Here is a 12,076-nt window from a genome sequence, read left to right as displayed (position 1 = left end):
TTCGGGAGTTTCTTCAATGACAGGACCTGCCAACACCTCGGGGCGGATCGCCTTCGTGGGCAGCGGACCGGGGGACCCGGCGCTGCTCACCGTGCGTGCCCGGGACGTGCTCGCCGGCTCGCCGCTGGTCATCACCGACCCGGACGTGCCCGAGGGCATCCTCGCCCTGGCCGCGGACGGCGCCGAGGTGCGCCCGGCCGTCGGGCAGCCCGCCGACATCGCGAGCGACCTGCTCAGCGAGGCCGGCCAGGGCCGCTCGGTGGCCCGGCTGGTCTCCGGTGACCCGCTGACCAACGACGCCGTCGTCGCCGAGGCGATGGCCGTGTCCGCCTCGGGCACGCCGTTCGACGTGGTTCCGGGCGTCCCGTCCTCGACCGCGGTCCCGGCCTACGCCGGTGTCGCGCTCGGGTCGGCGCACGTCGAGGCCGACGTCCGCGCGGGCGTCGACTGGGCCGCGCTGGCCGCGAGCCCGGGTCCGGTCGTGCTGCACGCGACGAGCGCGCTGCTCGGCGACGTCGCCGCCGGTCTGACCGCCCAGGGTGTCCCGGACGAGACGCCGGTCGCGATCACCGCGGGCGGCACCACCTCCACCCAGCGGACCATCTCGTCGTCGGTCGGGCGGATCGCCGCCGACGGCGGTGACCTGGAGGGCGCGCTCGTCCTCACCGTCGGCGAGGCCGCCGGTCGCCGTGGCGAGCTGTCCTGGTGGGAGTCGCGCGCGCTCTACGGCTGGCGGGTCCTGGTGCCGCGCACCAAGGACCAGGCCGGCGTGATGAGCGAGCGGCTGCGGATGCACGGCGCCATCCCGGAGGAGGTGCCGACGATCGCCGTCGAGCCGCCCCGGTCGCCCGCGCAGATGGAGCGCTCGGTCAAGGGCCTGGTCGACGGCCGCTACCAGTGGGTCGTGTTCACCTCGACCAACGCGGTCAAGGCCGTCTGGGAGAAGTTCGGTGAGTTCGGCCTCGACGCCCGCGCCTTCTCCGGCGTGAAGATCGCCTGCGTCGGCCGCTCGACCGCGGAGAAGGTCCGCGAGTTCGGCATCGAGCCCGAGCTCGTCCCCGACATCGACGAGGCCCAGTCCTCGACGTCCGAGGGCCTGCTGGACATCTTCCCGCCGCACGACGACGTCCTCGACCCGGTCGACCGGGTACTGCTCCCGCGCGCCGACATCGCCACCGAGACGCTGTCGGCCGGGCTGCAGGAGCGCGGCTGGGAGGTCGACGACGTGACGGCCTACCGGACCGTCCGGGCCGCCCCGCCGCCCGCGCCGATCCGTGAGGCGATCAAGACCGGCGGCTTCGACGCGGTGTGCTTCACCTCGTCGTCGACGGTGCGGAACCTGGTCGGCATCGCCGGCAAGCCGCACGCCCGGACCCTGGTGGCCTGCATCGGCCCGGCCACCGCGGAGACCGCGCGCGAGTTCGGCCTGCGGGTCGACGTGCAGCCCGAGGAGTCCCGCGTCCCGACCCTGGTCGACGCGCTGGCCAGCCACACCGCGAAGCTTCGCGCCGAGGGCAACCTGCCGCCGCCGAAGAAGGTGAAGGCGCGCCGCCGCTGAGCGGAGCGAAGGGCGCATCGGCACTGCCGCTGAGCGGAGCGAAGGGCGCATCGGCACTGCCGCTGAGCGGAGCGAAGGGCGCATCGGCACTGCCGCTGAACCGTCCCCGTCCGGCCCCGTACCGCCTCCCCGAGGTGGTGCGGGGCCGACGTGTGTCCGGGGCGGTCGTAGCCTGGTCCGCATGGGTTTTCCGGCGCAGCGTCCCCGACGGTTGCGGACCACCCCCGCGATGCGGCGGCTGGTCTCCGAGACCGAGGTCCGTCCGCGGCAGCTGGTACTGCCGATGTTCGTCCGTGAGGGCGCGACGGAGCCGGTCCCGATCGGCTCGATGCCCGGGGTCGTGCAGCACACCCGCGACTCGCTGCGCAAGGCGGCCGCGGAGGCGGCGGCCGCGGGCGTCGGCGGCGTGATGCTGTTCGGCGTCCCCGAGCACCACGACGCGACCGGCTCCGGCGCCGTCGACCCGGACGGCATCCTCAACGTCGGCCTGCGCGACGTGCGCTCCGAGGTCGGCGACGACCTGGTCGTGATGTCCGACCTGTGCCTCGACGAGTTCACCGACCACGGCCACTGCGGCGTGCTGGACGCCGAGGGCGGCGTCGACAACGACGCGACGCTGGAGATCTACGCGCGGATGGGTGTGGAGCAGGCCCGCGCGGGCGCCCACCTGGTCGGGCCCAGCGGCATGATGGACGGCCAGGTCGGCGTCATCCGCGCCGCGCTCGACGAGGCCGGGTTCACCGACACCGGCATCCTCGCCTACACCGTGAAGTACGCCTCGGCGTTCTACGGCCCGTTCCGCGAGGCGGTGAACTCGCAGCTCACGGGCGACCGCAAGACCTACCAGCAGGACGGCGGCAACGCGCGTGAGGCCCTGCGCGAGCTCGCGCTCGACCTCGACGAGGGCGCCGACATGGTGATGGTCAAGCCCGCCCTGGCCTACCTCGACATCCTGGCCCGGGTGGCCGACGTCGCCGACGTGCCCGTCGCGGCGTACCAGATCTCCGGTGAGTACGCGATGGTCGAGGCCGCCGTCGCCCGGGGCTGGCTCGAGCGCGAGCGGACCATCATGGAGACGCTGACCTCGATCCGCCGCGCCGGTGCGGACGTGATCCTGACCTACTGGGCCACCGAGGTCGCGTCCTGGCTCGACCGGGGCTGATCCCGCCACCGTCGGGACGGTTTCTGCTCGCGCGGCGGAGGGCGTGTCCGCCGTGGGCGGCCCTGGCGGGGCCAGGGCGTCCGATGAAGAGTGAATCGCGCCGTCGGGTACCGCCGAACGTGGCAAACCGGACACCGGCACGGCTACCGTGAACGTTGTGAACAGTGACCCCGGACAGCACGACGCCCCGCAGTACTACCGGCCCGGGCCGTCGACGGGCCGCTACCCGCAGTACCCGCAGAACCCCTACCCGAACGGCTGGCACGGCGGCTCCACGCCGCCGCCGTCGCCGCAGCAGGCACCCGCCGCGCCGGCACCGCAGCCGGGGCAGGGCCCGCAGTGGAACACCACGTCGGGCTGGGGGCCACCCCCGGCGGGTCTCGGCAGCGAGCCGCAGGGCCGTCCGGCCCGGCCTCGTCAGGTCGTGACCGCGCTCGTCGCGTTGATCGCGGCGGCGGTGCCGTTCGTGGTCACCGGCATCGGGTCGCTGTTCGTGACCGTCAACGAGTCACTGCTGAACGACTCCGGCATCCCGCGAGGGGAGTTCGACGCCGCGCTGGCCGCGTCCGGGATGACGATGGCCCAGTTCGGCCAGGCGGTGCGGGTCATGGGCGTGGTCTTCCTGGTGCTGGCACTGGTCTGGATCGCGCTGGCGGTCGCCGCGTTCCTCGGTGCCGCCGGGGCGCGGATCGCGCTGATCGTGCTGCTCGTGCTCTACGGGGTCCCACTACTGCTGATCATGTTGATCGGCGGACAGCCCCTGTTCGCGGTGCTGGTCGTCGGCGTCGCCGCTGCCGGGGTCGCGCTGCTGTTCGGCCGCCCGGCGAAGGAGTGGTACGCCGCCCGCAAGCTCGGGGCCGCGAGCCGGTCCTGACACCGGCTGCGAGACTGGGCCCGTGAGCACCGGAAGCGCAGGGACCACCGTGAGCAACCCGGAACCGAAGGAGTCGGCCCGCCTCTTCGAGCGGGCGACCGAGCTGATCCCCGGCGGGGTGAACTCCCCGGTGCGGGCGTTCACCTCGGTCGGCGGCACCCCGCGGTTCATGGTCTCGGGCGAGGGCTGCCGCCTCACCGACGCCGACGGCGCCACCTACGTCGACCTCGTCTCCTCCTGGGGGCCGATGATCCTGGGGCACGCGCACCCGGCCGTCGTCGAGGCGGTGCGGTCCGCGGCGTCGCAGGGGCTGTCGTTCGGCACCCCGACCCCGGGCGAGATCGATCTCGCCGCCGAGATCGTCGACCGCACCCCGGTCGAGCAGGTCCGACTGGTCAACTCGGGCACCGAGGCGACGATGAGCGCCATCCGGCTCGCCCGCGGCATCACCGGTCGCACGGTGATCGTGAAGTTCTCCGGCTGCTACCACGGCCACGTGGACGCGCTGCTCGCCGACGCGGGCTCCGGCATCGCCACCCTCGGCCTGCCGACCAGCCCGGGCGTCACCGGCGCCCAGGCCGCCGACACCGTGGTGCTGCCCTACAACGACCTCGACGCCGTCCGCGCCGTGTTCGAGCAGCGCGGCCCGGAGATCGCCTGCGTGATCACCGAGGCCGCCGCCGGGAACATGGGTGTCGTCCCGCCGGTCCCCGGGTTCAACGCGGCGCTGCGCGACCTCGCGCACGCGCACGGCGCGCTGCTGGTGATCGACGAGGTCATGACCGGCTTCCGGGCCTCGCGTCAGGGCTGGTTCGGCTGCGACGGCGTCGCCGGGGACCTCTACACCTTCGGCAAGGTCATGTCCGGCGGCCTGCCCGCCGCCGCGTTCGGCGGGTCCGCCGAGCACATGTCGTACTTGGCCCCGGCCGGGCCGGTCTACCAGGCGGGCACGCTCGCCGGGAACCCCGTCGCCGTCGCCGCCGGGCTCACCACGCTGCGCCACGCCGACGAGGCCGTCTACGCCACCCTGGCGGCCAACGCCGACCGGATCGGCGCGATGGTGACCGCGGCGCTGGACCGGGAGGGCGTCGCCCACACGATCCAGTACGCGGGCACCATGTTCTCCCCGTTCTTCACCGCCGACCCGGTCACCGACTACGCGGGCGCCAAGGCCGCCGAGACCTGGCGCTACCCGGCGTTCTTCCACGCCATGCTCGACCACGGGGTCTACCTGCCGCCCAGCGCCTTCGAGGGCTGGTTCGTCTCCACCGCGCTGGACGACGAGGCCTTCGAGCGGATCGAGACCGGCCTCGCCGCCGCCGCGGGCGCCGCGGCCGCCGCCACCCGACCGGACGGGGTCTGACCATGGGTGACCGGACCAGCCCGCCCGCGTCGGGACCGGTGACCGTGGTGCACGTGCTGCGCCACGGCGAGGTGCACAACCCCGAGGGCGTCCTCTACGGCCGCATCCCCGGCTACCACCTGTCCGACCACGGCCGGGCCCAGGCCAAGACCGTCGCCGCGTACCTGGACGGCAACGACGTCGCCGCCGTCGTCGCGTCGCCGCTGCAGCGCGCCCAGGAGACCGCCCGCCCGATCGCGGACGCCCACGGCGTCGACATCCACACCGACGAGGGACTGATCGAGTCCGGCAACCTCTTCGAGGGCAAGCGGTTCGGCGTCGGCGACGGCGCGCTCAAACGCCCGCAGGTGTGGCGGCTGCTGCGTGACCCGTTCACCCCGTCCTGGGGCGAGCCCTACCTGGCGATCGCGCACCGGATGCTCGGCGCCGTGCACGCCGCACGGGCGCTCGCCCCCGGCCGCGAGGTCGTGTGCGTGTCGCACCAGCTGCCGATCTGGACGCTGCGCCGCTACCTGATGGGCCAGCGGCTCTGGCACGACCCGCGCCGCCGCCAGTGCGCGCTCGCCTCGTTGACCAGCATCGAGTTCACCGGCACCCGGATGACCGGGCTGCGCTACGCCGAGCCGGCCGGCCCGAGCGGCGCGATGGTGACCGGCGCATGAGCCGCCTGCTGCCGGCCCTGCTGGGGCTGCTGCTGCTCGTCGCCGGCTGCGGTGTCGGCCGCGACGCCGCGGGCGGGGGACCGGGCCAGGACTTCCAGTTCGTCGCCCCGGGCGGCCAGGTGCGCATCACCTACGACCCGCCGGAGAGCCGTCAGACGATCACCGACCTGCGTGGCGAGAGTCTGCTGCGCGAGGGCACCCAGGTCGGCATCGGCGACTTCCCCGACACGGTGCGGGTCATCAACATCTGGGGCTCCTGGTGCGGCCCGTGCCGGACCGAGGCCCCCGAGCTGCAGGCGGTGGCCGAGGCGGCGAAGGGCAAGGCCGTCGTCCTCGGGATCGACGTCCGCGACGACCGGCAGGCCGCCCTGGACTTCGTCACCGACCGCGGCATCACCTACGACTCGATCTACGACGCGCCCGGCCGCACCCTGGCCCGGCTCGACGGCTACCCGCGCAACGTCGTCCCCTCGACGATCGTGCTCGACCGCGACTCCCGGGTGGCCGCGGTGTTCCTGGTCCCGGTCGGAAGCTCCGACCTGCTGCCGCTCATCACCCGGCTGGCCGCCGAGCCGCGGGCCGGTTCGTCCCGCTGACCCCGGGTGACCGGCCGGTCGCGCGCCGCCCGGTGAACTACACGCTGTAGAACCCGCCGCGCGGCACCCCGAGCAGGGCTTCTACCCTGGGATGCGATGGACGCGACGACGACGCTGGCGATCTCGGGGCCGCTGCTGCTCGCAGTGCTGGTCTCGGTCGCCGCGGGCCTGGTGAGCTTCGCCTCGCCCTGCGTCGTCCCACTGGTCCCGGGCTACCTCGCCTACCTCGCCGGGCTCGTCGGTGCGCAGTCCCCGCCGGTCACCCCGGCCGAGGCGGGCGACCGCGCCGCCGCCCGCCGGGGCGGGACCGCGACCGCGCCCCGGGACGGCGGGCAGGGTGGCGCCGTGACCGCCGCCGTCGCACCGGCCCGGGACGACGGCCGCTGGCGGGTCGCCGGGGCCGCGCTGCTGTTCGTCGGTGGGTTCACCGTCGTGTTCGGCGCGATCATGGTCGGCGTCGTGTGGCTGTCCGACGTCCTCATCGACAACGAGGCGCTGCTGCAGCGCATCGGCGGCGTCGTGATGATCGTGATGGGGCTGGCGTTCGCCGGGGCCATCCCCGCGCTGCAGCGCGAGTACCGCTCGCACTGGACGCCGCGGGTCGGCCTCGCGGGCGCCCCGCTGCTGGGCGCGGTGTTCGGCCTGGGCTGGGTGCCCTGCATCGGACCGACGCTGGCCGGGGTCGTCGCCGTCGCCGCGGGCACCGGGGGCGGCTCGGTGCGCGGGATCGTGCTGATCCTGGCCTACTGCGCGGGGCTCGGGATCCCGTTCGTGGTGATCGCGCTGGGTGCGACCCGGGCGGTGCGTGCGCTGGGCTGGCTGCGCCGCCACACCCGGGCGGTGCAGATCGCCGGGGGAGCGCTGCTGGTCGCGGTCGGGGCGCTGCTGGTGTCCGGTCTGTGGTCCCAGTGGCTGGTCGCGCTGCAGGTCTCGATCGCCGGATTCACCCCGCCGATCTGATGAGCTCCCCGCCGCAGGCCCCGCCGCAGCCGTCCGTGTCGACACCGGACGGCGGACCGCCGTCGTCGCAGCGGCCCGGGCCGCTGGTCCGCGCGCTGGCGTTCCTGCGCAACACATGGCGCGGGCTGACCAGCATGCGCACCGCGCTGGTGCTCCTGTTCCTGCTCGCGCTGGCGGCGATGCCCGGTGCCCTGCTGCCGCAGCGCTCGCTGAACGCGTTCCTCGTGGACGACTTCTACCGCGACAACCCGACCATCGCGCCGGTGATCGACGCGGTCGGTGGGTTCGAGGTGTTCGCGAGCCCGTGGTTCGCCGCCATCTACCTGCTGCTGATGATCTCGCTGGTCGGCTGCGTGTTCCCGCGCACCGGCGAGTACCTGCGCTCGGTCCGCCAGCCCCCGGTGATGACCCCGCGCAACCTGGCGCGGCTGCCGCACCACGCCGAGGGCGACACCACCGCTGGCGTCGACGACGAGCTGGCCAGGGCCCGGCGGCTGCTGCGCGGCTGGCGCACCGTGGAGCGCACCGAGGACGACGGTTCCCGCACGATCTCGGCGGAGAAGGGGTTCTTGCGCGAGACCGGCAACCTCGTGTTCCACCTCAGCCTGATCGGCATCCTGCTCGGTCTCGCGGGCGGGAAGATGTACGGCTACGAGGGCGACGTCATCGTGCGCGCCGACGGCAGCGAGTTCTGCAACAGCTCGATCCTCGGCTACGACAGCTTCCGCGCCGGGCTGCGCGTCGACGGCACCGACCTCAACGACTTCTGCGTGAAGGTCGACCGGTTCGACGGCACCTGGCTGCCGAACGGCCAGCCGTCGACCTTCGGTGCCTCGGTGGGGTACCAGACCGGGCAGGACGTCCGTGACGGCGTCAGCACCTGGCGTCCCGACGAGATCGCGGTCAACCACCCACTGCGCACCGACGGCGACCGCGTCTACCTGACCGGATACGGCTACGCCCCGGAGTTCACGGTGACCTGGCCGGACGGGCAGAGCCGCACCGGCGAGGTCCAGTGGCGTCCGGTCGACCAGTCCGGCACCCAGCTGTCGGAGGGGGCGACGAAGTTCGAGCGCCCCGGCATCACCGACCCGGAGCAGCGGCGCACCACGCAGATCGCCGTCACCGGGACGTTCGCGCCGACCGGCGCGGTCGACCCCGAGGGCAGGCTGGTGTCGGTGCACCCGGACCTGCGGTCGCCGACCGCCGACGTCGACGTGCTCCTCGGCGACCTCGGCATCGACGACGGCCGCGGCCAGTCGATCTTCAGCGTCGACCAGAGCAAGATCGACGACGGCGAGCTGCGCTCCGTCGCCACCGCGCGGCTCGGGATCGGCGACACCACCCGGCTGCCGGACGGCACGGTCGTCCGGTTCGACGGCGTCACCCCGTGGGTGAACCTGCAGGTGGGCCACGACCCCGGCCAGTCCTGGGTGCTGGTCGCGGCGGTGCTGATGGTCGGCGGCCTCGCGCTGTCGCTGTCGGTCACGCGTCGCCGGTTCTGGGTGCGGGTGACCCCGCGCGACGGCGAGGGCGCGCGCATCGCCCTCGGTGGTCTGGCCCGGACCGACCGGGCAGGCTACGGCGAGGAGTTCGACCGGCTCGCGACCGAGCTGCTCGACCCGACGGACAAGAAGGACGGTTAACCGGAGATGCTCGTCGACCCGATCACCGCGATGTGGAGCGACCGCCTGTTCCAGGCGACGCTCGTCGTGCTGCTGCTGGCGCTGGTGTTCGCGTCGCTGGAGTACGCGGCCCGCCGCGTCGCCAGGGCCTCTGCCCGGCACGCGGAGCCCGCCCCGGTCGGGGCCGGGTCCACGGCGGTCGCCGCGCCCGAGGAGCCCCCGTCCGACGACGGCCGCCGCTCCCGCGCCGACCGCTACGGCCGGATCGGCATCTCGCTGATGGTGCTGGCGTTCCTGACCCACCTCGGGTCGATCGTGCTGCGCGGCTTCGCCGCCTACCGGTGGCCGCTGGGCAACATGTACGAGTTCACCTCGGCGCTGTGCCTGATGGCCGTCGGGGCGTGGCTGGTGCTCGTGCGCCGGCACCCGGGGTTGCGCCCGGCCGGGGTGTTCGTGCTGACGCCGGTCGTACTGCTGATGTTCGTCACCGGCACCGTGCTCTATCTCGACGCGGCGCCGGTCGTCCCGGCCCTGCAGTCGTACTGGATCATCATCCACGTCACGACGATCACGCTGGCCTCCGGCCTGCTGCTCGTCCCCGGTGTGGCGAGCCTGCTGTTCCTGGTCAAGCGGAACGGGAAGCCGACGTCGTGGGCCGCGAAGCTGCCGTCGGCGGAGTCGCTCGACCGGCTGGCGTACCGCGTGACGGTGCTCGCGTTCCCGCTCTACACCTTCGGGATCATCACCGGCGCGGTGTGGGCCGAGGCGGCCTGGGGCCGGTTCTGGGGCTGGGACCCGAAGGAGACCGTGGCCTTCGTCGCGTGGGTGCTCTACGCCGCCTACCTGCACGCCCGGGCCACCGCGGGGTGGAAGAACTCCGGTGCCGCGGCGTGGATCAACACGGCGGGCTTCGCCACGATCGTGTTCAACCTGTTCTTCATCAACATGGTGGTCGCCGGGTTGCACTCGTACGCGGGGGTGTGAGGCGCCTCGACCACCGGGTTCCGCCCGGCTACCGTCGTTTCCCGTGAGTGAGAACGGTTCCGGCGAGCAGCCCGACGGGTCGGTGGGCCGCTACGTGCGGGAGCGCTGGGCCACGACGGAGTCCCCCGGCCGGTCGTTCGGACGGCGCAGGCGGACCGGCGGTGACGACGCTGCGGAGCCGGTCGCCGAGCCCGGCGACACGCCGCCGCGGACCCCGACGGCCGCCGAGCGCGCCGCGTCGGCGCCCGCCCCGGGTCGTGCGGCCATCGGGACGCAGACCCCGCCGGCGGGCTCGGCGTGGGGCAGCGAGCTGCCCGAGATCGACGACGACCTGGTCGACGAGATCGACCCGTCCACCCCGCCACACGGGATGGACCTGTCCGCCCTGCGCGAGACCCCGCGCCCGACCTCCTCCGCCGGCACCGCGGCGGCCGTGGACGCCGAGGAGGAGCCCGCCCAGGCCTCCGCGGGCGACCCCCGGCACCGGCGCGACGACGCCTCCCCGGACCCGGGCGTGCACGACCACGGCCCCGACGACACCGGCCTCTACCGGGCCGGGGGCACCGAATCCGAGCCGTGGTGGGCGGTGCCCGCCTCCACGATGCCCGACGACGACCCCGACGCGGACCTCATCTGGCGTGCCGACCGGCCCGCGGGGCGCACGACCGCCGAGGCCGGCGACCGCGCCACGGCGTCCGGGGACGACTCCGCGCCCGACTCCCCGGTGCGCTCCTCGGCTGCCGCGCCCGACTCCCCGGACCGCTCGTCGGTCGCCGCATACGACTCCTCGGACCGCTCCGTGCCCGGCGGGTACGACGAGCCGGTCGTGCCCGCCGCCGTGGCGCACCCGGAGCCCACGGGCCGGTCACACCCTGGTCCCACGGCTCCGGCGCCCACGGGTCCTGCGGGTCCGGGGCCCGCGGACCCCGCGGAGAGCAGTGGCCGCGTGGCGCGGGGCGGGTATCAGCCGTACGCCGAGCCGGCCGCCTCCGGACGTGGTGCCGCGGCTCCCGCCGAGGGGACACGGGAGCCCGCCGGAGCCGCCCCGACGCCCCCCGCCCGGCCCGGGCCCCCACGGACGGACCGTTCCCGTGACGACCGGTCCCGCGACGACCGCCGCCCCCGCCAGACGGACCGTCCCTGGCGCGCGGCGTGGGACGACGAGTCCGCGGAGACCGGACCCCAGCGCACCCTCACCCCGCCGCGCGGCCGCCCGCAGACGGGGGTGAAGCGGCCCCGCTGGACGGCCCCCGAGGCGATCGAGGCCCGGGCCGCCCAGCATCGCCGCAGCGACGAGCCGCACGGCGGGCTGGACCTCGCGCCGTCGCGCATGGGGCACGGCGGCGCGGGGCGTCCGCCGACGAGCGGATGGCGTCGCTGGGTCTACGTCCTCACCGGCGGTCTGGTGAACCCGGGGGAGAGCCCCGCGGAGCTGCACCGGCGCGACCTCGTGGCCCGCGCGAACCGCCCGCTGATCAGCTCGCACAAGATCGCGATGCTGAGCCTCAAGGGCGGGGTCGGGAAGACGACGGTCACCGCGACCCTCGGGGCGACGTTCGCGTCGCACCGTGGCGACCGGGTGGTGGCCGTCGACGCCAACCCCGACCGCGGGACGCTGAGCCAGAAGATCCCGTTGGAGACCACCGCGACCGTCCGCCACCTGCTGCGCGACGCCGACCGGGTCCGCCGCTACAGCGACGTCCGGGCCTACACCTCACAGGGTGTGTCCCGGCTCGAGGTGCTCGCCAGCGAGCAGGACCCGGCGGTGTCGGAGGCGTTCAGCGAGGACGACTACCGGCGCGCGGTCGACCTGCTGGAGCACTTCTACAACCTCGTCCTCACCGACTGCGGCACCGGCCTGATGCACTCCGCGATGTACGGCGTGCTGGGGATGGCCGACCAGATCGTCGTCGTGTCGTCGGGCTCGATCGACGGGGCCCGCAGCGCCTCGGCGACCCTGGACTGGCTCGACGCGCACGGCTACGGGGCGCTGGTGCGCAACGCCGTCGTCGTCATCAACACCGTCTACCGGCGGGGGACCGGTGGCGGGGTGGACCTCGACCGCGTCGCCGAGCACTTCTCGGGACGGTGCCGGGCCGTGGTCAAGGTGCCGTTCGACCCGCACCTGGAGGAGGGCGCGGAGATCGACCTGGACCGCCTGGAGGAGGCGACCCGCACGGCGTTGCTGGAGCTGGCGGCGGCCGTTGCCGACGGCTTCCCGGTCTGATCCCGGGCCACGGACGGGCCTGGCGACGCCCCATATGTGAGCGGAGACACCGAAGGGCGGTCCGC

10 protein-coding genes are annotated in these 12,076 nt (G+C 74.3%); all 10 read left to right on the top strand.

All coding sequences use genetic code 11. The features are described 5' to 3' along the window. The first annotated feature begins 16 nt into the window (after nucleotides 1–16). The 10 genes from FVA95_RS03520 (at nucleotide 17) to FVA95_RS30705 (ending at nucleotide 12,011) form a co-directional block, all read left to right on the top strand. Nucleotides 17–1,558 (top strand): uroporphyrinogen-III synthase, encoded by a 1,542-nt coding sequence (locus tag FVA95_RS03520; protein WP_075309988.1) that lies wholly within the window; start codon nucleotides 17–19, stop codon nucleotides 1,556–1,558. Between the two features lie 181 nt (nucleotides 1,559–1,739). Next, on the top strand, nucleotides 1,740–2,720 hold the full coding sequence (gene hemB / locus FVA95_RS03515; RefSeq protein WP_149662908.1) for a porphobilinogen synthase: 981 nt from the start codon (nucleotides 1,740–1,742) through the stop codon (nucleotides 2,718–2,720). Nucleotides 2,721–2,877: 157 nt separating this feature from the next. Then, entirely contained in the window at nucleotides 2,878–3,594 is a 717-nt protein-coding gene (locus FVA95_RS03510) for a hypothetical protein (RefSeq protein ID WP_149662907.1), read from the top strand. A gap of 22 nt (nucleotides 3,595–3,616) precedes the next feature. Beyond that, nucleotides 3,617–4,957 (top strand): glutamate-1-semialdehyde 2,1-aminomutase, encoded by a 1,341-nt coding sequence (hemL, locus tag FVA95_RS03505; RefSeq protein ID WP_370460824.1) that lies wholly within the window; start codon nucleotides 3,617–3,619, stop codon nucleotides 4,955–4,957. 2 nt (nucleotides 4,958–4,959) lie between these two features. Next, the gene (locus tag FVA95_RS03500) at nucleotides 4,960–5,619 is read left to right on the top strand and encodes a histidine phosphatase family protein (RefSeq protein ID WP_149662906.1); all 660 of its coding nucleotides are present in this window, start codon (nucleotides 4,960–4,962) and stop codon (nucleotides 5,617–5,619) included. Then, the gene (locus FVA95_RS03495) at nucleotides 5,616–6,215 is read left to right on the top strand and encodes a TlpA disulfide reductase family protein (protein ID WP_075309998.1); all 600 of its coding nucleotides are present in this window, start codon (nucleotides 5,616–5,618) and stop codon (nucleotides 6,213–6,215) included. Before FVA95_RS03500 ends, FVA95_RS03495 begins: the two co-directional genes overlap by 4 nt. Before the next feature lie 96 nt (nucleotides 6,216–6,311). Continuing rightward, on the top strand, nucleotides 6,312–7,175 hold the full coding sequence (locus FVA95_RS03490) for a cytochrome c biogenesis CcdA family protein (RefSeq protein WP_149662905.1): 864 nt from the start codon (nucleotides 6,312–6,314) through the stop codon (nucleotides 7,173–7,175). Further along, nucleotides 7,175–8,821: a cytochrome c biogenesis protein ResB gene (locus FVA95_RS03485; RefSeq protein WP_149662904.1), complete on the top strand. Its 1,647-nt coding sequence runs from the start codon at nucleotides 7,175–7,177 to the stop codon at nucleotides 8,819–8,821. Before FVA95_RS03490 ends, FVA95_RS03485 begins: the two co-directional genes overlap by 1 nt. Before the next feature lie 6 nt (nucleotides 8,822–8,827). Beyond that, nucleotides 8,828–9,784: a c-type cytochrome biogenesis protein CcsB gene (gene ccsB, locus FVA95_RS03480; protein ID WP_149662903.1), complete on the top strand. Its 957-nt coding sequence runs from the start codon at nucleotides 8,828–8,830 to the stop codon at nucleotides 9,782–9,784. 838 nt (nucleotides 9,785–10,622) lie between these two features. Continuing rightward, the gene (locus tag FVA95_RS30705) at nucleotides 10,623–12,011 is read left to right on the top strand and encodes an AAA family ATPase (RefSeq protein WP_370460825.1); all 1,389 of its coding nucleotides are present in this window, start codon (nucleotides 10,623–10,625) and stop codon (nucleotides 12,009–12,011) included. Nucleotides 12,012–12,076: the final 65 nt, after the last annotated feature.

Source organism: Pseudonocardia sp. EV170527-09, from assembly GCF_008369905.1.
GTDB lineage: Bacteria > Actinomycetota > Actinomycetes > Mycobacteriales > Pseudonocardiaceae > Pseudonocardia.
Note: the sequence above shows the minus strand (reverse complement) of the source record. Positions and strands in the feature narration are given on the sequence as shown.